The sequence below is a fragment of the Streptomyces sp. ERV7 genome (assembly GCF_001653515.1).
GTDB lineage: Bacteria > Actinomycetota > Actinomycetes > Streptomycetales > Streptomycetaceae > Streptomyces.
Map to the genome: position 1 here is coordinate 982,499 of NZ_LYOY01000051.1, position 26,190 is coordinate 1,008,688.

The 26,190-nt window shown below is 72.2% G+C and carries 21 protein-coding genes; 4 read left to right on the forward strand and 17 right to left on the reverse strand.

The window, feature by feature from the left end:
• Positions 1–367 precede the first annotated feature (367 nt).
• Positions 368–1,837 carry an AlkA N-terminal domain-containing protein gene (locus tag A8W25_RS27315; RefSeq protein WP_067167305.1) on the forward strand — a complete coding sequence of 490 codons (1,470 nt, stop codon included), beginning with the start codon at positions 368–370 and terminating at the stop codon, positions 1,835–1,837.
• Positions 1,838–1,848: 11 nt separating this feature from the next.
• A complete protein-coding gene (locus A8W25_RS27320) occupies positions 1,849–2,346 on the forward strand; it encodes a methylated-DNA--[protein]-cysteine S-methyltransferase (RefSeq protein ID WP_067166184.1) in 498 nt (165 codons plus the stop codon).
• Positions 2,347–2,353: 7 nt separating this feature from the next.
• On the opposite strand, the gene A8W25_RS27325 is transcribed toward A8W25_RS27320, so the two are convergent.
• The 6 genes from A8W25_RS27325 to A8W25_RS27350 all read right to left on the reverse strand — a co-directional run bounded on the left by A8W25_RS27325 (position 2,354) and on the right by A8W25_RS27350 (position 11,773).
• Positions 2,354–5,755, reverse strand: a complete 3,402-nt coding sequence (locus tag A8W25_RS27325; protein WP_067166187.1) for an SAV_2336 N-terminal domain-related protein — start codon at positions 5,753–5,755, stop codon at positions 2,354–2,356.
• Between the two features lie 2 nt (positions 5,756–5,757).
• Positions 5,758–6,711, reverse strand: coding sequence for an AAA family ATPase (locus tag A8W25_RS27330; RefSeq protein ID WP_067166189.1), 954 nt, complete (start codon positions 6,709–6,711; stop codon positions 5,758–5,760).
• Positions 6,708–8,957 carry a trypsin-like peptidase domain-containing protein gene (locus A8W25_RS27335; RefSeq protein WP_067166192.1) on the reverse strand — a complete coding sequence of 750 codons (2,250 nt, stop codon included), beginning with the start codon at positions 8,955–8,957 and terminating at the stop codon, positions 6,708–6,710. Before A8W25_RS27335 ends, A8W25_RS27330 begins: the two co-directional genes overlap by 4 nt.
• Before the next feature lie 3 nt (positions 8,958–8,960).
• Positions 8,961–9,380 carry a CU044_2847 family protein gene (locus tag A8W25_RS27340; RefSeq protein ID WP_067166194.1) on the reverse strand — a complete coding sequence of 140 codons (420 nt, stop codon included), beginning with the start codon at positions 9,378–9,380 and terminating at the stop codon, positions 8,961–8,963.
• Positions 9,381–9,450: 70 nt separating this feature from the next.
• On the reverse strand, positions 9,451–9,942 hold the full coding sequence (locus A8W25_RS27345) for an NUDIX domain-containing protein (protein ID WP_067167307.1): 492 nt from the start codon (positions 9,940–9,942) through the stop codon (positions 9,451–9,453).
• A gap of 124 nt (positions 9,943–10,066) precedes the next feature.
• Complete coding sequence (locus A8W25_RS27350; protein ID WP_067166197.1) at positions 10,067–11,773, reverse strand: BCCT family transporter; 1,707 nt, start codon at positions 11,771–11,773, stop codon at positions 10,067–10,069.
• A 161-nt stretch (positions 11,774–11,934) separates the two neighbouring features.
• Here A8W25_RS27350 and A8W25_RS27355 point away from each other — a divergent pair, with 161 nt between their 5' ends.
• Complete coding sequence (locus A8W25_RS27355; protein ID WP_067166200.1) at positions 11,935–13,071, forward strand: glycerate kinase; 1,137 nt, start codon at positions 11,935–11,937, stop codon at positions 13,069–13,071.
• Between the two features lie 294 nt (positions 13,072–13,365).
• Here A8W25_RS27355 and pssA read toward each other — a convergent pair whose 3' ends face one another.
• The 9 genes from pssA to A8W25_RS27400 all read right to left on the reverse strand — a co-directional run bounded on the left by pssA (position 13,366) and on the right by A8W25_RS27400 (position 24,210).
• Entirely contained in the window at positions 13,366–14,217 is an 852-nt protein-coding gene (gene pssA, locus A8W25_RS27360) for a CDP-diacylglycerol--serine O-phosphatidyltransferase (protein ID WP_180357302.1), read from the reverse strand.
• Positions 14,204–14,860 carry a phosphatidylserine decarboxylase gene (locus A8W25_RS27365; protein WP_067166206.1) on the reverse strand — a complete coding sequence of 219 codons (657 nt, stop codon included), beginning with the start codon at positions 14,858–14,860 and terminating at the stop codon, positions 14,204–14,206. The genes pssA and A8W25_RS27365 overlap by 14 nt, the downstream gene beginning before the upstream one ends.
• A gap of 185 nt (positions 14,861–15,045) precedes the next feature.
• Entirely contained in the window at positions 15,046–16,251 is a 1,206-nt protein-coding gene (locus A8W25_RS27370) for an acyl-CoA dehydrogenase family protein (RefSeq protein WP_067166208.1), read from the reverse strand.
• Positions 16,252–16,253: 2 nt separating this feature from the next.
• Positions 16,254–16,766 carry a MaoC family dehydratase gene (locus A8W25_RS27375; RefSeq protein WP_067166212.1) on the reverse strand — a complete coding sequence of 171 codons (513 nt, stop codon included), beginning with the start codon at positions 16,764–16,766 and terminating at the stop codon, positions 16,254–16,256.
• Between the two features lie 4 nt (positions 16,767–16,770).
• A complete protein-coding gene (locus tag A8W25_RS27380) occupies positions 16,771–17,730 on the reverse strand; it encodes an HpcH/HpaI aldolase/citrate lyase family protein (protein ID WP_067166214.1) in 960 nt (319 codons plus the stop codon).
• Entirely contained in the window at positions 17,727–19,739 is a 2,013-nt protein-coding gene (locus tag A8W25_RS27385; protein ID WP_067166217.1) for a protein meaA, read from the reverse strand. Before A8W25_RS27385 ends, A8W25_RS27380 begins: the two co-directional genes overlap by 4 nt.
• Positions 19,740–19,753: 14 nt before the next feature.
• On the reverse strand, positions 19,754–21,091 hold the full coding sequence (gene ccrA, locus A8W25_RS27390) for a crotonyl-CoA carboxylase/reductase (RefSeq protein WP_067166220.1): 1,338 nt from the start codon (positions 21,089–21,091) through the stop codon (positions 19,754–19,756).
• A 403-nt stretch (positions 21,092–21,494) separates the two neighbouring features.
• Positions 21,495–22,313: a TetR family transcriptional regulator gene (locus A8W25_RS27395; RefSeq protein ID WP_199831841.1), complete on the reverse strand. Its 819-nt coding sequence runs from the start codon at positions 22,311–22,313 to the stop codon at positions 21,495–21,497.
• Positions 22,314–22,428: 115 nt separating this feature from the next.
• Entirely contained in the window at positions 22,429–24,210 is a 1,782-nt protein-coding gene (locus A8W25_RS27400; protein WP_067166225.1) for a 3-hydroxyacyl-CoA dehydrogenase family protein, read from the reverse strand.
• A 419-nt stretch (positions 24,211–24,629) separates the two neighbouring features.
• On the opposite strand from A8W25_RS27400, the gene A8W25_RS27405 reads away from it, so the two are divergent.
• Positions 24,630–25,205 (forward strand): adenylosuccinate lyase, encoded by a 576-nt coding sequence (locus A8W25_RS27405; RefSeq protein ID WP_067166228.1) that lies wholly within the window; start codon positions 24,630–24,632, stop codon positions 25,203–25,205.
• Here the strand turns inward: A8W25_RS27405 and A8W25_RS27410 are convergent.
• A complete protein-coding gene (locus A8W25_RS27410) occupies positions 25,198–25,710 on the reverse strand; it encodes a GNAT family N-acetyltransferase (RefSeq protein WP_067167309.1) in 513 nt (170 codons plus the stop codon). The two genes, A8W25_RS27405 and A8W25_RS27410, sit on opposite strands and share 8 nt — an antisense overlap.
• Before the next feature lie 23 nt (positions 25,711–25,733).
• The gene (locus A8W25_RS27415; protein WP_067166231.1) at positions 25,734–26,135 is read right to left on the reverse strand and encodes a RidA family protein; all 402 of its coding nucleotides are present in this window, start codon (positions 26,133–26,135) and stop codon (positions 25,734–25,736) included.
• Positions 26,136–26,190 lie beyond the last annotated feature (55 nt).

Here is a 26,190-nt window from a genome sequence, read left to right on the forward strand (position 1 = left end):
CGGACAAAAAACCCGCCGCATGGCGGAGCCAAACTTCCCCGGCTGCGGCGGACTCCCCAGGGGCGCGGGGAACCGCGCGACCAGCCCCCACCGGCCCGCAGCCGAAGTCCGGGCCAGAGAGGGGCGCGACCAGCCACCCACCGGCCCGCGGGCGAAGTCCGGGCCAGAGAGGGGCGCGACCAGCCACCCACCGGCCCGCGGGCGAAGTCCGGGCCCAGAGGAGCGCGTGCAACCCACCACCGGCCCGCGGGCGAAGTCCGGGCACAAACGAACGTTGATGTCGGATTCCTGCCAGCGGCACACCCCCGTCGTGAACGATCCTGGGCCCATGAACCCAGCCGACAGCGCCACCGCGGCCCCGGCCGCCATGCACACCGACACCCAGCGTTGTGTGCGGGCCGTCCAGTCCAAGGACGCCCGTTTCGACGGCTGGTTCTTCACTGCCGTACTCACCACCCGTATCTACTGCCGGCCCAGCTGCCCGGCCGTGCCGCCGAAGGTCGCGAACATGACCTTCTATCCGAGCGCCGCCGCCTGCCAGCAGGCCGGGTTCCGGGCCTGCAAGCGGTGCCGGCCGGACACCACGCCCGGCTCGCCCGAGTGGAACGCCCGCGCCGACTCCGTCGCCCGCGCCATGCGCCTGATCCGGGACGGCGTCGTCGACCGCGAGGGCGTGTCCGGGCTCGCCGTGCGGCTCGGCTACAGCGCCCGCCAGATCGAGCGCCAGCTGCGCGCCGAGCTCGGCGCCGGACCCCTCGCCCTGGCCCGCGCCCAGCGCGCCCAGACCGCCCGGATCCTCATCGAGACCACCGCGCTCCCGATGGCCGACGTCGCCTTCGCGGCGGGCTTCGCCTCGGTGCGCACCTTCAACGACACCGTGCGCGAGGTCTTCGCCCTCGCCCCCACCGAGCTGCGCGCCCGCGCCGCGCGGGGCATCGCCCGCCAGGCCCCCGGCACGATCGCCCTGCGGCTGCCCTACCGCGCCCCGCTCAACCCGGACAACCTGTTCGGGCATCTGGCGGCGACGGCGGTCCCGGGCGTGGAGGAGTGGCGGGCCGGCGCGTACCGCCGCACGCTCTCCCTGCCGTACGGGCACGGCATCGTCGAACTCACCCCCGGGCCCGACCACATCGGCTGTCTGCTCTCGCTCACCGATCTGCGCGACCTGACCATCGCCATCAGCCGCTGCCGCTGGATGCTCGACCTCGACGCCGACCCGGTCGCCGTCGACGACCGGCTGCGCGCCGATCCGCTGCTCGCCCCGCTCGTCGACAAGGCGCCCGGCCGCCGGGTGCCGAGGACCGTCGACGCGGCGGAGTTCGCGGTACGGGCGGTGCTCGGCCAGCAGGTCTCCACCGCCGCCGCCCGCACCCACGCGGCCCGCCTGGTGGCCGCGCACGGCGAGCCGGTCGAGGATCCGGCGGGCGGTCTGACCCATCTGTTCCCGACCTCGCAGGCGCTGGCCGGTCTCGACCCGGAGTCCCTGGCCCTGCCGCGCAGCCGCCGCACCACCCTGACCACCCTGGTCGCGGGCCTGGCCGACGGCAGCCTCCCCCTGGGCATCGACACCGACTGGGAACGGGCGCGGGCCCAGCTCCTGGAGCTGCCGGGCTTCGGACCCTGGACCGTCGAGGTGATCGCGATGCGGGCGCTCGGGGACCCGGACGCCTTCCTTGCCTCCGACCTCGGCGTGCGCCGCGCGGCCCGGTCGCTCGGCCTGTCCTCCTCGCCCGCCGCCCTCACCGCGAGCGCCGCGGCCTGGCGCCCGTGGCGGGCCTATGCCGTCCAGTACCTCTGGGCCACCGACGACCACCCCATCAACACCCTCCCCGTATGAGGACGTTCACGATGACCACCACACACACCGTCACCGACAGCCCGTACGGCTCGCTCACCCTCGTCGCCGAGGACGGCGTCCTCAGCCGCCTCCACATGGAGGGCCAGCGCCACCGCCCGGCCGAGGAGACGTTCGGCGAGCCCGACGACGGCGGCCCGTTCCCCGAGGTGATCCGCCAGCTCGACGCGTACTTCGCGGGCGAACTCACCGAGTTCGACGTGGAGTTGGACCTGCGCGGCACCGACTTCCAGCGCGCGGTGTGGGATCGGCTGTGCCACATCCCGTACGGCGAGACCCGCTCGTACGGCGAGCTCGCCCAGCTCCTCGGCAACCCCGGTGCCTCCCGCGCCGTGGGCCTGGCCAACGGCAAGAACCCGGTGAGCATCATCGTCCCCTGCCACCGCGTGATCGGCTCGGGCGGGAGCCTGACGGGGTACGGCGGCGGCCTCGACCGCAAGCAGCGGCTGCTGGCGTTCGAGAAGGGGGCGGCGGAGGACGCGCTGTTCTGAGGGCCCGCTACCCCCTCCGGTCGGCCACCAGGAGTGCGCCCAGGCGCAGGAACGCCTTGTACGTCTCCGGCGCCAGCCACGACAGCTCCACGGTGCTGCCGGTCGTGAGATGGCCGTCGCGGGGGACCGTGAAGACGCCCCGACAGCGGGAGCTGAGGCTGCGGATGGTGGCCGCGTCCAAGGTCCAGCCGGCCGCCGGGCGGCTGTGGTTGAGGACGACGACGGCGTCCGCCACCAGATCGGGGCGGCCCAGCGCCACCAGCCGGTCGACGGCCTGCTGGGCCTGGGTCACCCCGGCCGGGTCGGCCCGGGAGACGATCACCACGCGGTTGGCGAGCTCAAGCACCGCCTGCGGGAACTTGTCGGTGTCGGCGAGCATGATGTCGAAGTACGGGGCCGCCACCTCCGCGACCCTGCGGTACTCCTGGTCCGAGAACTGGCCGACCGTCGGCGGATGCGAGACCGAGTCGTTGGCGAGCACCATCAGACCGGAGCGGTGCTGGGAGAGGAACAGGCGCAGCACCTCGAAGCCCGTGACCTCGTGGGCGGAGCGGGCCAGCTCGGTCAGCCGGGCCGCCGTGGCCCGGTACACCCGGCGCGCCATGTGGATGTGGCTGCCCGCGTGCCGGTCGGTGTCGATGGCCAGGACCCGCTCCTGACGCTGCTCGGCCAGGACCGCGCCGAGCACGGTGGTGGTCGTGGTGCAGCCGGCCCGGTCCTTGACCCCGAGGACCGCGATCCGCAGCGGGCGGTGCAGCGGCGCGCGGATCGTACGGATCCACTCCTCGCGCTCCGACTCGTCCTCCGGTTCCTCCTCGGCGTCGGCCGCGACCTGGTCGTCGTCCTCGTCGTCCCACTCCACCGGAACCACCAGGCGCGCGCCGAACGCCTCGGCCATCTCCCGCGCGGTCGGCCGGGCCTCGGGCTCCTCGTCCACCGAGCGCAGCAGCAGATCGCGCAGGCTCTCGTCGAGGCGGCGGAACTCCGGGTGGTGGCGCAGCACATCGTGCTCGTACCAGCGCCAGTGCCGCCCGGTCACCGCTTCGAGCAGGATGGTGCCCACCGCGTACACGTCGCCCGCCGCGATCCGGGACTCGCTCCACGATGTCACCTCGGGCGCCCGGTAGGGCGAGTTGGTGGGCATGGCCAGCGAGGACGCGCTGGAGGCGCCGTCGATCCGGGCGGACGCCCAGCTGATGATGTGCAGCGTCCGCTCGGTGACGAGGACCGTCCCGGGAGTGAGCGAGCCGTGTACGAGTCCTCTGCGGTGACAGCGGTTGATCGCCCGCGCCAGGCTCCAGCCCAGCCAGGCCAGGAGCGAGGAGTCGCGCAGCGGCCCGGCGGCCCGGAGCACCGCACGCAGGGTCGGTGCGGGCAGCCCGGAGCTGAGGCTGTCCAGCCGCAGCGCGATCCAGGGAGTGGCCCAGCCGAGGCTGCTGAGCTCGCTGCCCAGTACCCCCGGCGCGTACACCCCGTCCATCCGCCGCAGCGCCCGGTACTCGGTGGCGAGCAGCTCGCGGGCAACCGACGGGTCGGAGGTGTGGGCGACCCGCAGCAACACCTTCTGGCCCTCCGGGTCCTCGCCGATGTACGCGACGGGCTTGCCGCCGGTGTCCTGGCGCATCAGCAGGGTGTACGGGCCGAGCGCGTGCAGGTCCTGGAGCCGCAGCGGCAGCCAGCAGGGCGCCGTGTCCAGCCCCGACGGCAGCCGCACCTCCTCGTACTCCGTCACCGGCGCCGGCGGTACCGGTGTCATCGGCCGAGCCCCCAGATGCGTGAGCAGCCGGTCCTCCAGCCAGGCGAACGGCCGGGTCCCCGGCAGGAGTTCGCCCGTCCCCGACGGATGGGCGAGCCAGGCCGGGAAGTCGGGGGAGCGGCCCACCAGCGTGGCCAGGCGGTCGGTCACCGCGCGCGTGGTGCGCAGCAGGTCGATGGGGGAGGCGGTGTCGAGCAGGATCTCCTGGACGCCGTCGAGGAAGCCGAACCGGCGGTGCTGGGCGGGGAGTCCGGCGCCGGGCGGGTCGGCCTGGCGCATCAGCCCGCCGAGGAACACCTCGGCCAGGTGCGCGGTGTCGGAGCGCCACGGCACGGCCGTCTGCACGAGGCGCATCACCGGCACCGTCAGGGGCGAGATGGCGGCGAGGTGCGCGGCGAGCCGGTACGCCTGCGGGGACGCCGCGTCCCGGAACCGCAGCACCGCGTCGGCCGGGTCGGTGCCCCGGGTGGCCGCCTCGCCCCGGGGGCTGCGGGCGCCCGGCGGCGCGAGCAGCGGCAGCTCCGCACCGGCCCCGGGCGAGGCCACCAGACGCGCCCAGGCGGCGACGGCCGGGGGGTACGGCTCCAGTACGGGGACGGGCACCCCGGGGAAGCGGTCGCCGAGGCCGGGCGGCAGCAGCGGGTCGGTCACCTCCCAGGTGTGGTTGGCCGCGCCGCGCCGCCGGGTGGTCACCGACCACTGCTCCGAGCGGATGCCCGAGGCGTCCCACATATGGGAGGGCAGCGCGTGCACCACGGCCGTCGGGCCCTGCCGGGCCCAGCGCTCCAGGGCCGAGTGCATCCGCCCGTCCCGCCAGCAGGCACCCACGCCGTCGCTGATCACCAGGACCAGGGTGCGGCCCGAGGGGTCGGCGGCGGAGGCGGGCGAGAGCAGCGGCCCGCCGGGGTCGAAGGGGCGCACCCGCAGACCGGGCGCGTCGGCCGAGCGGGCGTCCAGACCGTGCACCCGGATGTCCCGGAAGGCGCCGAGCCGCTCGAAGACGGACCGCAGTTCGGTGGCGAGCCTGCGCCACAGCAGCATCGAGAGGCCGTCGTCGATGAGCAGGGTGAGATCCAGCCAGCGCCGGCGCGCGGGCCGCAGCACCACGTCGGGCAGGCCGCTCTCGGCCATCGCGGTGGCGGTCGCCTCCTCGTCGAACTCCCAGAAGTGCGAGCCCGGCCGGGGCTGCTTCAGCAGCCGCAGGGACCGGCTCAGCCGCAGCTCCCCGTCGCCGAGCGCCTTCTCCTCGGGCACCCGTACGGGCAGTGCCCCGGCGCCGCGCGGCGGGCGGCGCGGGGAGGCGGTCGCGTCGGCGAACTCGGGGGCGCTGCGGGCGGCCGCGGCCGCGTGCAGGGCGCCCAACAGCTGGGTGGGGAGCGGAGGCTGGGAGCCCGTCCCCTCCTTGTCCTCGTCGTCCCCCGGCCCGTCCGGCGGCGCCACCGTGCCCTCGGGCGGCGTCCGCGTGCCCTCCCGCGGCCCCGGGCCCGGCCGGCGCGCCCGGTCGGGGGCCAGGGCGCTCGCCAGCGGGGCGGCGGCGGTGCTGGGCAGCCGGGAGGCCAGCCACAGGGTGTCCAGGAGCTCGTGCGTGGACAGCTCGTGGCCCACCAGGGCGGCGAGCTTCGCCAAGGCGTCCGAGGGCTCGGCGCGCGGCACGGCTAGACCGATCCGCCCAGCCGGTGGAGCACCGCGTCCAGCAGGCCCTCGGCGTTCAGATTCACCCCGCCCTTGCGCAGGAACACGGCGTTGAGCAGCTGGTCCGTGGCGAGCTCGCCCGGCGCCCGGCGGTTCAGGAAGGCGTGCAGCAGGTCGTCCACGCCTTCCAGGGCGTGCTCGCCCAGGTGCGCGGCCACGATGTCCCGCAGCCGCTCCTCGTCCGGATCCGGCAGGTCGAGGCGGACACAGCGGCGCAGGAACGCGGGCGGGAAGTCCCGTTCGCCGTTGCTGGTGATCACCACCACCGGGAACTCGCGGCAGCGCACCACGCCCCGGGTGACCGTGACCCGTCCGCCGTCGGGGTCATGGGTGAGCACCGGCACCTCGGACTGCGCCTCCGGCAGCCGCGACAGCTCGGGGATCTCGAACTCGCCCTCCTCGAACACCGTCAGCAGGTCGTTGGGAAGGTCGACGTCGCCCTTGTCGAGCTCGTCCACCAGAAGGACCCGGGGCCGCTCGCGCGGGACGAGCGCGGTGCCCAGCGGCCCCAGCCGGACGAAGGTGCCGATGTCGGGCTCGGAGGCGCCGTGCTCCTGGCGCAGATGGGTCTCGCGCAGCCGCCCGATGGCGTCGTACCCGTACAGCGCGTCCTTGAGCACGGACCGGCTGTTGACCGGCCACTGGAGCACCGGCCCCAGCGACAGCTCGTGCGCGACGGCGTGCGCCAACGAGGACTTGCCGGTGCCGGGGTGCCCGGTGACCAGCAGCGGGCGGCGCAGATGCAGCGCGGCGCTCACCACGTCGGCCTCGGTGCGGCCGATCAGATACGGGCGGTGGCGCACCCGTGTTCCCGGGGCGCCGTTGGCGAACTGCCGCCACGGCGGCGCCTCGGGGAAGTCCACCTCCCGGGCCGTGCGGTCGCCGCGGAAGAGCCGCCACCCGTCGTTCTCCGTCATGTCGCCTGATCCGTTCCTTGTGAGGGGCGGACGATTCCTTCCGGTCCCTGCGAGGGGTCGGCGAGCTGCAGCTCGTCGGGGAGCGGCAGCTCGGCGTCCTCCCACACCAGCGCCGGGCGTGCGGGCACTTCGGGGTCCATATAGGCGCGAACCCTGAAGTGCCGGACTCTTTCGGGGAGTTCGTCGACGGGGCCGTACGGGCCCGCCCCGTCGAGCCGGGCCGCGTCGGCCCCTTCGACGGCCGCGCGGTCCCACAGGACGATCGGCACCCCCATCGCCAGACAGAAGTGCAGCAGCCGCGTCCGGCTGCCGGGGTGCCCGTGCACTATGACGCGGGCGGCGTCGTAGTGGGTTGTCTTGAGCAGCCGGATGAGCTCCATCTCGTCGGAGATGTGGTGGTCCGCGACGAGCGGCTCGCTCTGGTGGCGGGCGCCCCAGCGGCGCTTCAGGTCGCCCGCACCGGTGCGCGAGCGGCGTCTGATCTGCGGGCAGCGCAGCACCAGGTGGAAGTCCTCGCCCAGCGGCGCCGGGAAGAACTCCTCGGCGCTCGCCCCGTCCCACTCGTCCACCGGCAGATGCAGCGCGTCCGGGGCGACGGACACCGCGACCAGCGCCACGTTCCGCCCCGCGCCCTCCGCGCCCCCGGCGACCTCGCGCACCAGCCGGGCGATCTCCCGTCCGGTGCGCGGCCGTTCGGCGCCGGTGGCGGTACGGGCGGCCGTGCCGTCGGCGCGCATCCGCCACACCGCGCACCGGTAGCGGCCGGCCGGGTCCTCGGTGTGGCGGCTGAGCTCCACCAGGACGCGGACCCCGGCGCCGGCCGACCGGTCCGACCAGCGCGCCGCGTCCGCCCGGCGCTCGCCCAGCGCCGAGGGGTGGATGCCGAGCCGGGTCGCGACCCGGCCGCTCCAGTCCTGGAGCGCCTGGCAGGCGATGCCGCCGGTCTCCGCGGCCGCGTACTCCACGACCCGCAGCAGCGCGGGCAGCCGGGGCGTCTCATCCGGCACCGGCGAGCCGTCGCCGGGCCACTCCTCCAGCTCGCGCACCGCGCCGGGCACGTCCTCGGGGGCGAGCCGCGCGGCCGTCAGCGACCGGGGCAGGTCCACGTACGGCAGCGCCGCCGTCGCCGCCCGGGGGAGCAGCCCGGGGTCCTGGCGGGTCAGATGGTCCCACTTCACCAGCAGCGCCCGGTGTTCGGCGACGGAGAGCAGCCCGGCCGCGTCGGTGAGCCGGCCGAGCGCCAGCAGCCGGTCCAGTTCGGAGCGGCCCCGTGCGCCGCCGAGCGACGGGGCGAGCGACTCGGCCAGCGTGGGCAGCGCGCGCTCGACCGTGCACAGCACCACCGCCAGCTCCTCCACCGACGGCGCCGTCCCGTCCGTCCGGGTGCGCAGCCCGAGCGCCGCCCCGAGCGCGGTGGCGTGCGCCGCCCGTACGGTGGGATCGCCCAGCAGCGCGTGCAGCGGGCCGACCATCATGTCCCGCACCGACTCGTCGCCCGCCGCCCCGGCGGACTCGCGCGCGGCGGGCGGCGCCGGGTCCGGGGCCGCCCCGACCCGCGACAGCTCCTGCCGGACCGACTGCCAGGTCAGACCCCAGCTGCGGCGCACGGTGTGCTGCGTGTCGAACGCCCCGTCCGGCGGGGTGATCCTGCCCATCACCAGCCCCACCGCGGCGCCGTCGGCGGGCGACCACAGGGGCCCGCCGCTGTACCCCTCGTCGACGGCCGCGCCGGAGAGCTGCCCGTCGAGATAGCCGATCCGCCCGTCGCACGAGCCGACCTGGACGTCCGCGTACGAGAAGGGCTGACCGCCGCCGTACCAGGCCCGCACCAGCTGTCCGGCCCGCATGTCCAGCCAGCGCACCGGCCCCACCGGCGGCGGCGGCTCCTCGTCCAGCTCCAGTACGGCCAGGTCGCCGCCCCACTCCAGGGAGCCGTCGGCCACCGGGCCCTGGTGGTGCGCGGCGCGCGGCGGCACCCAGGCCACCAGCCGCGCCTGCCGGGCGCCCGCGGCGCCCGTCGCCAGCGCGGGGAAGGAGACATCGAGGGTGACCGCGCCCGGGTCCCGGGGGCTGAGCATCCGCAGACCCAGCGCGGCGTTGACGACGTGGGCGCAGGTCAGCAGTCTGCGGCCGGCGAGATAGACGCCCGCGCCCGCGGTCCGCCCCTGGTCGGCCGAGAGCACCCGCACCAGCGCGCCGCGCGCGTCGGCCGACGGGTCGGCGCCCGGCGCCTTGAACCAGCCCACGGGTCAGGCGCCGCCGGGGCCGGTGGGGGTGCCGGTGCCGTCGGGCCGCAGCTGCCAGGTGGCCGAGACGGTCATGCTGGCCTGGCCGTTGGTGCCCACGATCCCGAGCTTGAGGTCCTGGCCGATCTGCAGCCCGAAGCCGACGGAGAGGGAGTCGGGCGGGTCCGGGATGCCCCGTACGGAGTCGTGCACCTGCTGGAGGACGGGACCCAGTGGCCGCAGTACGGCCGCGAGCGTGTCCGTGGCGAGCGCGGCGACCCGCTCGCCGCGGCCGACGGGCGTTCCCCCGCCGACCCCGCCCGGCAGGTCGTCGTCCACCGCCGGGGCGGCCCGTGGCCCGCCTACGGGTGTGAGCTCGACTCTGACCCGGGCCCCGTCGTCGAGGATGAGTTCCGTGTAGTCGTCGTAATCGTCATGCGGCACGGGGACATTGTGCGGCCAACAGGCGTGGAGGGCAGCCCAGTTGACGGAATGCGATGGTCTCCCGCAGCCGTCAGCCCACCACCCGGCCGTTCTCCAGCTCCACCGCGCCCGCACCCGCGGTGAGCACGTCGAGCGCGGCGAGCACGCGGTGGCCGAGCCCGCCCGGCAGATACGCGGTGATCTCCTCGCACGGGACCAGCCGCCAGCCGAGCAGCTCCTCCTCCTGGAGGCGGATCGCCTTCAGCCGCTCCTCGCTGAGGACACCGCCGTCGTACACGTACGCGACGATCGGCGGCCGGTCCGTGCCCGGCACCCAGTCGACGGCGAGCAGCCGCCCGGGGCTCACGTCCAGGCCGATCTCCTCCAGGGTCTCGCGGTGGGCGGCCTGGCGGGGGGTCTCGCCCTGAGCGGACTCGATCGTGCCGCCGGGCAGCGCCCAGCCGTTCCGGTAGTTCGGCTCCACGAGGAGTACGTGGCCTTCGGCGTCGCGCAGGAGTTGGGCGGCGCCGGCGAGGACGCGGGGGAGCCCCGCGATGTACGTGGCGTAGTCAAGGGTGGTCACGCGTGAAGCGTAGGGCGCCCGCTCTTCGGCCGCGGCCGTCGTGGGGCCGGTCGCGCCCACGCGGCGGAGCCGCACCGCCGCACAGGGCCCCGGCGTCCGCCGAAAATCCGGTCCGTCGGCCCTCTCATCCCTCCGGTGTACCGGAACCGTCGTCGCCCGTACGGGACTTGGCGGCGCGGCGCAGCCGGTGGTGGCGGGCGGGACCCTGCTCGGTGAGCGCGTCGCCCACCATGGCCCGCACCGCGTCCCGCACCCCGTGCAGCGCGTGGCCGCGCGCGGGACCGGCGCCCGGGTCCTCGCGCAGCTCCTTCAGGAGCGCCCAGCACAGCCCGAGCATCACCAGGACGAACGGCAGCGCCACCAGGATCGTCGCCGTCTGGAGCGACTTGAGGCCGCCCGCGACGAGCAGCACCGCCGCGACCGCCGCCATCAGGACGCCCCAGAGCACCACCAGCCAGGTCGGCGGATGCAGGGAGCCCCGGCTGGTCAGCGAGCCCATCACCAGCGAGGCCGAGTCGGCGCTGGTGATGAAGTACGTCATGACCAGGACCATCGCGAGATACGAGGTGACCGTGCCGATCGGCAGCGCGTCCAGCATCGCGAAGAGCGAGGCCTCGGCGCCGTCCTTCACCTTGGCGGCCAGATCGGCCGTGCCCGTGGAGTCGAGGCGGATCGCGGTCCCGCCCATCACACAGAACCAGAGCACGGTCGCCCCGCTCGGCACCAGCAGTACGCCCACCAGGAACTCGCGGACGGTCCGGCCGCGCGAGATCCGTGCGATGAAGGTGCCGACGAACGGCGCCCAGGACAGCCACCACGCCCAGTAGAAGATCGTCCAGGCCCCCAGCCAGGTCCGGTCCGTGAACGCGCCGGTGCGGCTGGCCATGGGCAGCAGCTGGTGCAGATAGCCGCCGATGGACGCCGGGACGGTGTCCAGGACGTAGACGGTCGGCCCGAGCAGGAAGACGAAGAGCATCAGGGCGGCGGCCAGCACGATGTTGATCGTGGACAGCCACTTCACGCCCTTGTGCAGCCCGGAGAACGCCGACAGGACGAACGCCGCCGAGAGCGAGGCGATGATGATCAGCTGGGTGGTCGTGGAGTCCTCGACGTCCGCCGTGATGTTCAGGCCCTTGGCGACCTGGAGCGCGCCCAGGCCGAGGCTGGTCGCGGTGCCGAAGACGGTCGCGAAGACCGCCAGCAGGTCGATGCACCGGCCGGGCCAGCCGTCGGCGCGCCGGGCGCCGATCAGCGGGACGAACGCGGCGGAGAGCCGGTTGCCGCGCGCCTTGCGGAAACCGGCGTACGCCAGGGCGAGGCCGGCCATGCCGTAGATCGCCCAGGGGGTGAGCGTCCAGTGGAAGAACGAGTACTCCAGGGCGGTGCGCGCCGCGTCGCCGGTCCGCGGCGCGGCGCCGCTCGCCGGCGGCGGGGCGAGGTAGTGCGTGAGCGGCTCGCCGACCCCGTAGAACATCAGGCCGATGCCCATGCCCGCGCTGAACATCATCGCGATCCACGCGAGGTTGGTGAACTCGGGCTCGGAGTCGTCGGCGCCGAGCCGGATCCGCCCGTACCGGCTGATCGCGAGCACCACGCACAGGACGAGGAAGGCGTCGGCGGCGATCACGAACAGCCACGCGAAGTTGGCGAGCACCCAGGCCAGCGCGGTGGAGGAGGCGCTGTCGAAGGAGTGCTTGCCGAGCGCGGCCCAGGCGACCACGGCCACTACGGCGGCCACCCCGATCGCGACGACGGTGAGGTCGGGGGCCGGGTTCTCCGGGGCGTCGGGCGGGGCACCTGGGGCCGAATGATCGATCGAATCCGTGCTCATGGCGCCCCACTATGGTCCGCGATATGGAGGTTTCGTGGGGTGGCACGCCGTCCCGCCGTGCATGACACCTATGGGCAGGGGCGCGCGCGGCGGATAGGGTCGGAGCGGCGCGACTGCCTGTTCGATAGCAAGGGATTAGCAAGGTGACGGACGGAGCAGTTTTGGAAACCGCCCGCGTGCTGGTGGCGGCGGACAAGTTCAAGGGCTCGCTCACGGCCGTACAGGTCGCGGAGCGGGTGACGGCCGGGCTGCGGCGGGTCGTCCCCGGTCTGGCGGTGGAGACCCTGCCGGTCGCCGACGGCGGTGACGGCACGGTCGCGGCGGCGATCGCGGCCGGGTTCGACCGCCGCGAGGCCCGGGTCACCGGCCCGCTCGGCACCCCGGTCACCGCGGCCTTCGCGGTACGGGACGGGGTCGCCGTGGTGGAGATGGCGGAGGCGTCCGGCCTCCAGCACCTCCCCCCGGGCGTCTTCGCCCCGCTGACCGCCACCACGTACGGCTCGGGCGAGCTGCTGCTGGCCGCGCTGGACGCGGGGGCGCGGACCATCGTGTTCGGGGTGGGCGGCAGCGCCACCACGGACGGCGGCGCGGGCATGCTCTCCGCGCTCGGCGCGCGCTTCCTGGACGCGGCGGGCGAGCCCGTGGCACCGGGCGGCGGCCCCCTGGCGAGCCTGGCGACGGCGGACCTCTCCGGCCTCGACCCCCGTTTCGCCTCGGTCGGCCTGGTACTGGCCAGCGACGTGGACAACCCGCTGACGGGGCCCAAGGGCGCGCCCGCGGTGTACGGCCCGCAGAAGGGCGCGACGCCCGAGGATGTGGCGACCCTGGACGGGGCGCTCGGCCACTTCGCCAAGGTCCTGGAGACGTCCCTGGGCGCCTCGGCCGCCGAGGCGGCCCTCGCCCCGGGTGCGGGCGCGGCGGGCGGCATCGGCTACGGGGCGCTGGTGGCCCTGGGGGCGACCTTCCGTCCCGGTATCGAGGTCATGCTGGACGTCCTGGGCTTCGCCCCCGCCCTGGCCCGGGCCACGCTGGTGATCACCGGTGAGGGCTCGCTCGACGAGCAGACCCTGCACGGGAAGGCTCCGGCGGGTGTGGCGGCGGCGGCCCGGGCGGCCGGCATCGAGGTCGTCGCGGTCTGCGGCCGCCTGGCGCTGACGCCTCAGGCGCTGGGATCAGCCGGAATCAGCCGCGCGTACGCCCTGACGACACTGGAGCCGGACCCGTCCCGCTGTATGACCGAGGCGGGCCCGCTGCTGGAGCGCAGCGCGGAACAGATCGCCCGAGACTTCCTGGCCTGACCTTCCGCCTGCGGCCCGCTCGCACGGTTCCCCGCGCCCCGGACTACCTGGGGGCGCAGGGAACCGCGCGCTCAGCCACGCACGGTCCGCGGTCGCAGAGGGGTTGTCGCTCGCCTGCGGACCGTGCTGGGTTGCTCGCACCTACAGGGCAAGAGGGGCGCGGGGAACCGCGCGACCAGCCACAGACGGCCCGCAGGTGACCGCCGCGCGCAAGCGAAATCGCACCCCACCCCGCGCAAGCGAAAGGGCCCCGGACCGAAACGGTCCAGGGCCCTCACACCGCGCCGCCAGGCGCTACGGCTGCGCCGCCCGCGCCTCACGGCGGTTGTCGCGAATCGAGTTCACCCGGCGAGCCGTGGCGAACAGCGGAATCACCGCACCCAGCACGACCTGCAGTACACAGCCCGTCTGGAGCAGCAGCTGACCGCCCGGCGCGTCGAACGCCCACGCCGCCAGCAGCCCCATCGCGCCCACGATCCAGCTGAGCATGGCCACCGCGAGGATGCCCCGCGGCTTCGGGTACTCGACCCGGCTGACCATCAGCCACGCCACCCCTATGACGGCGAGCAGCGTCGGCACGAACGGCAGCTCAAGCAGCACGATCGAGACGACGGTCAGCGCGCCGAAGGGGCTCGGCATGCCCTGGAACATGCCGTCCTTCATCGTCACGCACGAGAACCGCGCGAGTCTGAGCACCACCGCGAGCAGCACCGTGATCGCCGCCACGGCCGCGACGCGCTGGTGGGCGTCGTCGGCGACCATGCCGTACACGAGGACGAAGTACGCCGGGGCGAGCCCGAAGCTGATCAGGTCCGAGAGGTTGTCCAGCTCGGCGCCCATCGGCGAGCTCCGCAGCTTCCGCGCGACCAGGCCGTCGCAGAGGTCGAAGATCGCCGCGAGCAGCATCAGGATCACGGCGGTCGCGGCGGAGTGCCGCGCCATGCCGGTCTCGGCGCTGCCCGACAGGTGCGGGATGAGGATTCCGGTGGTGGTGAAGTACACCGCCATGAACCCGCAGGTCGCGTTGCCGAGCGTCAGGGTGTCCGCTATCGACAGCCGCAGGGAGAGGGGCATCTCCTCCGCGTCGTCGTCGGCGTCCGCGCCCGGCACCCAGTCGGTCTGGGTATCCGGATCAATCACGGTCAATTCGAGTCACCCCCGCAGTGGTCTTCTGCCCGACCTCGACAGCGACCTCGACCCCCTCCGGCAGATAGATGTCGACGCGGGAGCCGAACCGGATGAGACCGATGCGCTCGCCCTGCTCCACCTTGGTGCCCTGGGGGATGTAGGGGACGATCCGCCGCGCCACCGCACCCGCGATCTGCACCATCTCGATGTCGCCGAGCTCGGTGTCGAAGTGCCAGACAACGCGCTCGTTGTTCTCGCTCTCCTTGTTGAACGCCGGAACGAATCCGCCGGGCACGTGCTCGACGGACGTCACCGTGCCCGCCAGGGGCGCGCGGTTGACGTGGACGTTCAGCGGGCTCATGAAGATCGCGACGCGGGTGCGTCCGTCCTTCCACGGCATGATGCTCTGCACCACACCGTCGGCGGGGGAGATGACCCGCCCGGTAGCGATCTCGCGCTCAGGGTCGCGGAAGAACCACAGCATGCCCGCCGCGAGCGCGGTGGCGGGCACGGCCACGGCCTTGGCGGCGCCGGAGCGGCGCGCGCGGGCGAGGCTGAGGGCTGCGGTGGCGACGGTCGGCAGAAGCCACGGCGATGCTCCGCGAGCAAGACGTCCCTGGAGGAAACCGTCGCGAGATGCAGAGGTTTGGCTGTGGGGCATGGATGACCTTCGTAGCGGATGATGCCGCGCTGGCAAGTGGGGGACGGCGGCTGGTTTACCAGCGATGCTATCGGTTGCGAGCCGCAACTGGGAAAGCCAGAAGCCGAGTCGGTCGGCCGGAACCCCTCAGAAAACGCCTACAGGGTGTGATCTACTTCGCGGCCGAACCGACTCAAAAGCGACAATCAACCCTGGAATCGGTACTCTTCGAGAAGCCGACGCCCAATGATCATTTTTTGGATCTCGGCGGTACCTTCACCGATGAGCAGCATCGGCGCCTCGCGGTACAGGCGCTCGATCTCGTACTCCTTCGAGAAGCCGTAGCCACCGTGGATACGGAAGGCGTCCTCCACGACCTCTTTGCAGTATTCGGAGGCGAGGTACTTCGCCATCCCTGCTTCAAGGTCGTTTCGTTCCCCGGAGTCCTTTTTGCGTGCTGCGTTGACCATCATCGCATGAGCAGCCTCGACCTTGGTAGCCATCTCGGCCAGCTTGAACTGAATCGCCTGGTGCTGGGCGATGGCCTTACCGAAAGTGTGACGTTGCTGGGCATACGAGACACCCAGCTCAAATGCACGCTGAGCGACACCGCAGCCACGCGCGGCGACGTTGACGCGGCCGACCTCGACGCCGTCCATCATTTGGTAAAACCCTCGGCCGGTGACCCCGCCGAGGACCCTATTGGCCGGAATGCGCAGTCCGTCCATGATGAGTTCGGTCGTGTCGACGCCCTTGTAACCCATCTTGTCGATCTTGCCGGGGATGGTCAGGCCCGGTCGGACCTCACCGAAGCCGGGCTCCTTCTCCACCAGGAAGGTCGTCATCGACTTGTGGGGGGCGGTGCCCTCGGGGTGTCCTTCGTCACTCCGGCACAGAACGGCCACGAGTGATGACGTTCCGCCATTGGTCAGCCACATCTTCTGGCCGTTCAGGACGTACTCGTCGCCGTCCTTGACGCCCTTGGACGTGATCGCCGACACATCCGAGCCGAGCGCCGGCTCCGACATCGAGAACGCGCCGCGCACCTCGCCGAGCGCCATCCGGGGCAGGAAGGTGTCCTTCTGCTCCTGGGTGCCGTGCTGCTTGAGCATGTACGCCACGATGAAGTGCGTGTTGATGATGCCGGAGACCGACATCCAGCCGCGCGCGATCTCCTCGACGCAGAGCGCGTACGTCAGGAGCGACTCGCCCAGACCGCCGTACTCCTCGGGGATCATCAGCCCGAACAGGCCGAGCTCCTTGAGGCCTTCGACGATCTGCGTCGGGTACTCGTCCTTGTGCTCCAGCTGGGTCGCGACCGGGATGATCTCCTTGTCGACGAAGTCCCGGACGGTGGCCAGGATTTCCTGCTGGACATCGGTCAGACCGGCGGTCTGCGCGAGACGGGCCATGGCTACTTCTCCTGCTGCTTCGGCTGGGGGCGGCCGGGCTGCTCGCCGCCGCGCTCCTTGATGTACGTCTCGGTGGGGACCATCACCTTGCGGCGGAACACGCACACCAGCGTGCCGTCCTGCTTGTAGCCCTTGGTCTCGACGTAGACGATCCCGCGGTCCGACTTGGACCTGGAGGGCGTCTTGTCGAGGACCGTGGTCTCGCCGTAGATCGTGTCGCCGTGGAAGGTCGGCGCCACGTGCTTGAGCGACTCCACCTCCAGGTTGGCGATCGCCTTGCCGGACACGTCCGGCACGCTCATGCCGAGCAGCAGCGAGTAGATGTAGTTGCCCACGACGACGTTCTTGCCGAAGTCGGTCGTCTTCTCCGCGTAGTTGCTGTCCATGTGGAGCGGGTGGTGGTTCATGGTGAGCAGACAGAACAGGTGGTCGTCGTACTCGGTGACCGTCTTCCCGGGCCAGTGCTTGTACACGTCCCCGACGGTGAACTCTTCGTAGGTGCGGCCGAACTGCATGGTGTTACGCCTCCGGGATCTCGAACTTCGACGTGCGCTGCATACCGGCCGCCCGGCCCTTGCCCGAGATGACCAGCGCCATCTTGCGGCTGGCCTCGTCGATCATCTCGTCGCCGAGCATCGCCGAGCCCTTCTTGCCGCCGGCCTCGGAGGTGAAGTACTCGTACGCGTCGAGGATGAGCTCGGAGTGGTCGTAGTCCTCCTGGGAGGGCGAGAAGACCTCGTTGGCCGCCTCGACCTGGCCGGGGTGCAGCACCCACTTGCCGTCGAAGCCGAGGGCGGCGGCGCGCTGGGCGACCGCCTTGTAGCCGTCGATGTTCTTGATCTGGAGGTAGGGGCCGTCGATCGCCTGGAGGTTGTTGGCGCGGGCGGCCATCAGGATCTTCATCAGGATGAAGTGGTACGCGTCCGCCGGGTAGCCGGGCGGCTGCTCACCGACCACCAGGGACTTCATGTTGATGGAGGCCATGAAGTCGGCCGGGCCGAAGATGATGGTCTCCACGCGCGGGGAGGCCTGCGCGATGGCGTTGACGTTGTTGAGGCCCTGGGCGTTCTCGATCTGCGCCTCGATGCCGATCTTGCCGACCTCGAAGCCCATCGTCTTCTCGATCTGGGTGAGCAGCAGGTCGAGCGCGACGATCTGCTCGGCGCTCTGCACCTTCGGCAGCATGATGCAGTCGAGGTTGTGCCCCGCGCCCTCGACCACGGTCACGACATCGCGGTACGTCCACTCGGTCGTCCAGTCGTTGACCCGCACGACCCGGGTCTTGCCGGTCCAGTCGCCCTCGTTCAGGAACTTCACGATGGTGTGCCGGGCCTCCGGCTTGGCGAGCGGCGCACAGGCGTCCTCCAGGTCCAGGAAGACCTGGTCGGCGGGGAGGCCCTGCGCCTTCTCCAGGAAGCGCGGGTTCGAGCCCGGGACGGCGAGGCACGAACGGCGCGGGCGGAGACGGTTGACGGTCATGCGGGGACCTCCAGAGGGTCGAGCTTGTTCGCTTTCCGGATCTCGTCGACGATACGGCCGATGATCTCCGTGATACCGAAGTCCTTCGGGGTGAACACGGCGGCCACACCCGCCTTGCACAGCTCCTCGGCGTCGGCCGGCGGGATGATCCCGCCGACGATCACCGGGATGTCGGGAGCGCCGGCCTCGCGCAGCCGCGCCAGCACGTCCGGGACCAGCTCGGCGTGCGAGCCGGACAGGATCGAGAGGCCCACGCAGTGCACATCCTCCGCCAGGGCGGCGTTGACGATCTGCTCGGGGGTCAGCCGGATCCCCTGGTAGACCACCTCGAAACCGGCGTCACGCGCGCGTACGGCGATCTGCTCGGCCCCGTTGGAGTGGCCGTCCAGGCCCGGCTTTCCCACCAGCAGGCGCAGCCGTCCTGAGCCGAGCTCGTCGGCCGTGCGGATCACCTTCTCGCGCACCAGCGCCAGCGGCGTGCCCGCCTCGGCGGTGACCGCCACGGGGGCGGACGAGACACCGGTCGGCGCCCGGAACTCGCCGAAGACATCACGCAGCGCCCATGACCACTCGCCCGTGGTGACGCCCGCGCGGACGCACTCCAGGGTCGCGGCCATCAGGTTCTCCGACCCGGCGGCGGCCTTCTTCAGGGCCGCCAGTGCCTCCGAGGCCCGGGTCTCGTCCCGGTTGTCGCGCCACTCGTGGAGCTTCGCCACCACCCGGGCCTCGTTCGCCGGGTCCACCGTCATGATCGCGGTGTCCAGGTCGGAGGTGAGCGGGTTGGGCTCGGTCGACTGGTAGCAGTTGACGCCGATGATCTTCTCCTCGCCGCCCTCGATGCGCGCACGGCGCTCGGCGTGCGAGGAGACCAGCTGCGACTTGAGGTAGCCGGACTCGACGGCCGCCATCGCGCCGCCCATCTGCTGGATCCGCTCGATCTCGGCCAGGCACTCCTCGACCAGCGAGTCGACCTTGGCCTCGATGACGTGCGACCCGGCGAAGATGTCCTCGTACTCCAGGAGGTCGCTCTCGTGCGCGAGGACCTGCTGGATCCGCAGCGACCACTGCTGGTCCCAGGGGCGCGGCAGGCCGAGCGCCTCGTTCCAGGCGGGGAGCTGGACGGCCCGCGCGCGGGCGTCCTTCGACAGCGTCACGGCCAGCATCTCCAGGACGATCCGCTGGACGTTGTTCTCCGGCTGCGCCTCGGTCAGACCGAGGGAGTTGACCTGGACGCCGTAGCGGAAGCGGCGCTGCTTGGCGTCCTCGATGCCGTACCGCTCACGGGTGACCTTGTCCCAGATGCGGCCGAACGCCCGCATCTTGCACATCTCCTCGATGAACCGGACACCCGCGTTCACGAAGAACGAGATCCGCGCGACGACCTCGCCCTTGCGGTCCTCGGGCACCTGCCCCGAGGCGAACACCGCGTCGAGCACGGCGATCGCGGTGGACATCGCGTACGAGATCTCCTGGACCGGGGTGGCCCCCGCCTCCTGGAGGTGGTAGCTGCAGATGTTGATCGGGTTCCACTTGGGGATGTGGTTGACCGTGTAGGTGATCATGTCGGTGGTCAGCCGCAGCGACGGACCGGGCGGGAAGACGTGCGTCCCGCGCGACAGGTACTCCTTCACGATGTCGTTCTGCGTCGTGCCCTGCAGCCGGGTGATGTCGGCACCCTGCTCCTCGGCGACCACCTGGTACATGGCCAGCAGCCACATCGCGGTGGCGTTGATGGTCATCGAGGTGTTCATCTGCTCCAGGGGAATGTCCTGGAACAGCCGCCGCATGTCACCGAGATGGGACACCGGGACCCCGACCCGGCCCACCTCGCCGCGGGCGAGGATGTGGTCCGGGTCGTAGCCGGTCTGCGTCGGCAGGTCGAAGGCGACCGACAGGCCGGTCTGGCCCTTGGCGAGGTTGCGCCGGTAGAGCTCGTTGGACGCCTCGGCGGTCGAGTGACCGGCGTACGTCCGCATGAGCCAGGGCCGGTCCTTTTGACGCTCAGTCATTTTTCGCTCCGTGCTCAGATGTTGCGGAAGCGGTTGATGGCGTCGAGGTGCTTGGCACGGAGTTCGTGGTCGCGGACGCCGAGGCCTTCGCGGGGGGCGAGGGCGAGGACGCCGACCTTGCCCTGGTGGAGGTTGCGGTGGACGTCGTACGCGGCCTGGCCGGTCTCCTCCAGGCTGTAGACCTTGGAGAGGGTGGGGTGGATCTTGCCCTTGGCGATGAGGCGGTTGGCCTCCCAGGCTTCGCGGTAGTTGGCGAAGTGGGAGCCGATGATGCGCTTGAGGGACATCCACAGGTAGCGGTTGTCGTACTCGTGCATGTAGCCGGAGGTGGAGGCGCAGGTGGTGATGGTGCCGCCCTTGCGGGTGACGTACACCGACGCGCCGAAGGTCTCGCGGCCCGGGTGCTCGAAGACGATGTCGATGTCCTCGCCGCCGGTGAACTCGCGGATGCGCTTGCCGAAGCGCTTCCACTCCTTGGGGTCCTGGGTGTGCTCGTCCTTCCAGAACTTGTACCCCTCGGCGCTGCGGTCGATGACCGCCTCGGCGCCCATGGCCCGGCAGATCTCCGCCTTCTCCGGGCTGGAGACGACACAGATGGGGTTGGCGCCGCCGGCGAGGGCGAACTGGGTGGCGTAGGAGCCGAGGCCGCCGCTGGCGCCCCAGATCAGGACGTTGTCGCCCTGCTTCATCCCGGCGCCGTTGCGGGAGACGAGCTGGCGGTAGGCGGTGGAGTTCACCAGACCGGGCGCCGCCGCCTCCTCCCAGCTCAGGTGGCCGGGCTTGGGCATCAGCTGGTTGGACTTGACGAGCGCGATCTCGGCGAGGCCGCCGAAGTTCGTCTCGAAGCCCCAGATGCGCTGCTCGGGGTCGAGCATCGTGTCGTTGTGGCCGTCGCTGGACTCCAGCTCGACGGACAGGCAGTGCGCGACGACCTCGTCGCCGGGCTTCCAGGCGTTCACGCCCGGCCCGGTGCGCAGGACGACGCCCGCGAGGTCGGAGCCGATCACGTGGTACGGCAGGTCGTGGCGCTTGGTGAGCTCGCTGAGCCGGCCGTAGCGCTCCAGGAAGTTGAAGGTGGACACCGGCTCGAAGATCGAGGTCCACACCGAGTTGTAGTTGACCGAGGAGGCCATGACGGCCACCAGGGCCTCGCCCGGGCCGAGTTCGGGGACCGGCACCTCGTCCAGGTGGATCGACTTGCGGGGGTCCTTGTCCCGGGTGGTGAGCCCGGCGAACATCTCCGCCTCGTCCTTGTGCACGGTGATCGCGCGGTACGACTCGGGGATGGGCAGAGCCGCGATGTCGGCGGCGGTGCTGTCCTGCGACTGAATCGCGTCCAGGATTTCCTTCACGGTGTTGCCTCCGGCGAAGCGCGTTGGGAACGCTGAGGGGACTGCTGCTGTGGAGGTGTGCCGTCGGTTCGGCGGTACTACGGGATCGGCGGCGCCTGGTGGGCGCGGGAGGGTGCCTGTGACGCAGGCGTCCGGGCGCGCTCGCTGGAGAAGCTTGCGGGGACAGCCGGCGTACGAGAGGTCTCTGCACGCCGGCCGCCCGGACAACATCAACGTATGGCACGCGGTGCCAGTCGGCAAGACACTGCGTGCCAACAGTTTCTCTCAATTGCGTAATGACCTGCACGGATGAGCGATGATCGATCGATTCCGCTTCCAGAATGCCCCGGGAAGCCGTCCGGGAACGACGAAAGCCGCCCTGATGGGGCGGCTTTCGTCCGGATGTACCAGATTCCGTACTGTTTCAGCGCTGTCGGAGCGCCTTCTTGATCGACTGCATGATCTCGTCCAGCGGCGCGTCCGTACGTGCCACCGCGACCAGCACCTCGTCGCTCGTGGAGACGGACGCGGCGGCGGGCTTCGGCTCGGCGGTGCGCCCCGCCCCGATCCCGGAGCCGAAGGTGTCCCGGACGATCGCGAAGGCGTGGTCGAGCTGGGTCTCCACATCGCCCTGGCCGCCCGCCCGCAGCCAGCGCCGCAGCACGTGGTTGTGCGCGGTGACGACCGCGGAGGCGGCCACCTCCGCGAGCAGCGGGTCGTCGTTGCCGGTGTGGTGGTCGTGCTCGTCGAAGTGGCCGAGCAGATAGCGGGTGAAGAGCCGCTCGTAGCGGGCCACCGAGGCGATCTCGGCCTCCCGCAGGGTGGGCACCTCGCGGGTCAGCTTGTACCGCGCCACGGAGACCGAGGGGGAGGAGGCGTACATCTTCATGACCTCCTTGATCCCCCGGCACACCGTGTCCAGCGGATGCTCGTGCGGGGGAGCGGCGTTGAGCACCGCCTCGGCCCGTACGAGGGTGTCGTCGTGGTCGGGGAAGATCGCCTCTTCCTTGGAGCGGAAGTGGCGGAAGAAGGTGCGGCGGGCGACCCCGGCGCGGGCCGCGATCTCGTCGACCGTGGTGGCCTCGTACCCCTTGGCCGAGAAGAGCTCCATCGCCGCGGCCGCCAGCTCACGGCGCATTTTCAGCCGCTGGGCGGCCGCGCGGCTGCCGGCGGCACTTTCCGGGGCGTCGGACGTGGCGGACGTTCGGGTCGGCCGTTTCGATGAGGCAGCGGGCTGGGGCATGGACCGAACGTACTGCATATGTGCAGGAAGTCGCGCTCGCGGGGGCGGACCGCCCGAGGGATCGAGCAGCCCGCCCCAGCCCTCCCCCGGCCGTTGGACGGGGGAGCCCCACGGCTCAGCGCCGGGCATACTCGCGGAATCCACGGCCCGTCTTGCGGCCCAGGCAGCCGGCCGCGACCAGGTGCTCCAGGAGCGGGGCGGGCGCCAGGCCCGGGTCGCGGAACTCGGCGTGCAGCACCTTCTCGATGGCCAGCGACACATCGAGGCCGACCACGTCGAGGAGTTCGAACGGCCCCATCGGGTAGCCGCCGCCGAGCCGCATCGCCGCGTCGATGTCGTCGAGCGAGGCGTAGTGCTCCTGGACCATCTTGATCGCGTTGTTGAGGTACGGGAAGAGCAGCGCGTTCACGATGAACCCGGCCCGGTCCCCGCAGTCCACCGGGTGCTTGCGGATCTTCGTGGTGACCTCGCGGACCGTGGCGTGCACCTCGTCCGAGGTCAGGACCGTGCGGACCACCTCGACCAGCTTCATCGCGGGCGCCGGGTTGAAGAAGTGCATCCCGATGACGTCCTGCGGGCGCGAGGTGGCGCGGGCGCAGGCCACGACCGGCAGCGAGGAGGTCGTGGTGGCGAGCACCGCGCCCGGCTTGCAGATCTTGTCCAGGGTCGCGAACAGCTGCTGCTTGATCCCCAGGTCCTCGGCGACCGCCTCGACGGCCAGGTCCACCTCGGCGAAGGCCTCCAGCGCCCCGGCCGGGGTGATGCGGGCGAGCGTCTCGTCACGGGCCTCGGCGGACATCCGGCCCTTGTCGACAGAGCGCGAAAGCGACTTGGCGATACGGGACTTGGCGGTCTCGGCCTTCTCCAGGCCGCGCGCGGCGAGCACCACGTCGTACCCGGCCTTGGCGAAGACCTCCGCGATGCCGGAGGCCATGGTGCCGGACCCGGCCACCCCGACCGAGCGGATCTCGCGGCCGGCGCCCGCGCCGGTGGCCGCGGCGGGCGTCTGCGCGTCCGGCACCACCGCCGTGCTGCCCGGGGCCTCGTACGTGTAGAAGCCGCGGCCCGCCTTGCGGCCGGTCAGGCCCGCCTCGGCGAGCTGGCCGAGGATGGGCGCGGGGGCGTGCAGCCGGTCGTGCGAGTCGGTGTACATCGCCTCCAGGACCGTGCGGGCGGTGTCGATGCCGATCAGGTCGAGCAGTTCGAGCGGGCCCATCGGCAGTCCGCAGCCGAGCTTCATCGCGGCGTCGATGTCCTCGCGGGACGCGTACTTCGACTCGTACATCGCCGCGGCCTGGTTGAGGTAGCCGAAGAGCAGCCCGTCCGCGACGAAGCCCGGGCGGTCGCCGACCGCGACCGGCTCCTTGCCGAGGTCGAGCGCGAGCCGGGTGACCGCCTCCACGGCGGGCGGCGCGGTCAGGACCGAGGAGACCACCTCGACGAGCTTCATGGCCGGTGCCGGGTTGAAGAAGTGCAGCCCTAGGACGCGCTCGGGGTGCGAGGACTCGGCGGCGAGCCGGGTCACCGAGAGGGCGTTGGTGCCGGTGGCCAGGATCGCGGTGGGCGCGACGATGGCGTCGAGCGCGGCGAACACCTGCTGCTTGAGCTCGTACGACTCGGGCACGACCTCGATGACCAGGTCGGCGTCGGCCGCCGCCTGGAGGTCGGTGAAGGTGCGGAACCGGGCGAGGATGTCGCGCCGCTCCTCCTCGGTGATGCGCTCGCGGGTCACGGCCCGGGCGGTGGACGCCTCCAGGGAGGCCACGGCCCGGCGGGCGGCCTGCTCGCTGATGTCGATGCCGATGACCTCGCGGCCCGCGCGGGTGAGCACATCGGCGATGCCGGTGCCCATGGTGCCGAGACCGACCACGGCGACGGTGTTCAGGGGGGTGTCCATCACGGGACTCCAGGGTGAGTGACGACTGAGGAGAGGGCGCACGCGACCGGCATCCGGCTGTCGCGAAGCGTCAACGAAGACGCGGGTGCGCGGCATGGGCGCACGGCGTGCGGAGGTGTGTCGTGGTGGTGCTGAGGGCCGGCGGACCCGGTCCCGGGGCCACGCCGTGAAACTGCCGAACCGACGAACACTCTCGGTGGCTGCGTCACCAGGCCACCGGAGTCTGCGGGGGGTGCCCGCTCACTTGAGATTAACTCGTGAGTAACGAGCGCGCCATAGTGGGGACCCAAGGAGTCGATGTGATCTGGCTCGCGCCCACGCGGCGCACGGCCGGACGTCTTCTCCGCCCGCGGCCGGACGTCCTCCCTGCCCGCGGCCGGATTCCTCACCTGCCCGCGAGGGGCCACTACGCTGCCCGCATGGACGAGGAGCTGCGGTCCCTGGCGGACCGGCTGCGGGACGAGGCCAGGGCGTCGGACGCGGTGGCGGCGTACGAGCGGCTGCTCTCGACCCGGGACCACGACGAGCTCGCGGCCGTGCTCACCGAGCGCGAACGGCCCCTGTGGGCGCGGGAGATCGCGGCCTTCCGGCTCGGCTGCGCGGGCGACCGGCGCGCCTTCGAGTCGCTGGTGCTGCTGCTCAACCACCGGGACCCGGAGCGCTGTGTCTCCGCCGCCCACGCCCTGGCCCGGCTCGGGGACCCGCGCACCGCGCGGGCCGCCGCCGCGCTCGCCACCAACCAGCTGCGCACCGCGTACGCCCTGCACCCGGTGCGGCTGCTCACCGCGCTGCGCGCCCCCGAGGCCGTACCGGCGCTGATCACCACCCTGCGGCCGCTGCTCTCGCCCGACACCCCTTACTGGCGGGTGGCGCTGGCCTGTGTGGAGGGGCTGGGGGAGCTGGGCGACAAACGGGCGGTCGAGGTCCTGGAGACGGCGCTGGCCCGCCCCCGGCTCGCCTCGGCGGCGGCCGTGGCGCTCAGGCGCATCACCTGACGGGGCTCGCGAGGCGCAGCGCGTACCTCACCTCGGGGACGGCGACCCCGTCCGCGACGAAGTCCTCCTCGGCGCCGTCGGGGGCGAAGCCGGCGCGCTCGTAGAACCGCCGGGCCCGGTCGTTGCCCTTGAGGACCCACAGCAGCAGGCGGGGATACCCGTCGGCCGCCGCGCGGGCGGTCAGCTCGGCGAGGATCAGCCGTCCGGCGCCCGTGGACCAGTGGTCCGGGTGCACATACAGGGCGTACACCTCGCCGTCGGCCGTCCGGCCGCCGCCGTCCTCCCGGTACGGCCCGCAGCACCCCCAGCCGATCACCTCGCCGGCCCGCTCCGCGACCACGTCGAGGACCGATCGGTCGGCGTCGGCCAGATACGCGCGGCGGCGCTCGGCGTCCGCCTCCATGCTGAGGGCGTCCAGATACCTCTGCGGCATCAGGCCCCGGTACGCCGTGCGCCAGCCGGTGATGCGGGCGGCCGCGACCGCCTCGCAGTCGGCCACGGCCATGTCCCGGACGTGGGTGTCCGTCGTCAACGGTCGGCGACCACCGCGAACGCCTCGATCTCCATCAGGAGTTCGGGGCGGAACAGCGACACGACCTGCACCGCCGAGCTGGCGGGGAGCCGGCCGCTGTCGAGGTGCTCGTCGCGCGCCTCGCGGACGGCGGGCAGATACGCGACGTCGGTGACGAAGACGGTCAGCTTCACCACGTCCTCGAACGTCGCCCCGGCGGCCTGAAGGCAGCGGCGCAGGTTCTCGAAGACCTGCCGCGCCTGCGCCACCGGGTCGCCCTCCCCGACCACGTTCCCCTTCTCGTCGAAGGCGCACTGGCCGGATATCGCGATGAACCGGCCGGTGCCCCATACGACATGGCTGTAGTTGACGCCGGGTGCGACGCCGTCCGGGGTGGCGATATGTGTGAGAGCGGTCATGTGCCCATCCTGAACCATGCCACTGACAATCGGGCCGCCGGGTTTGAGTCAGAGC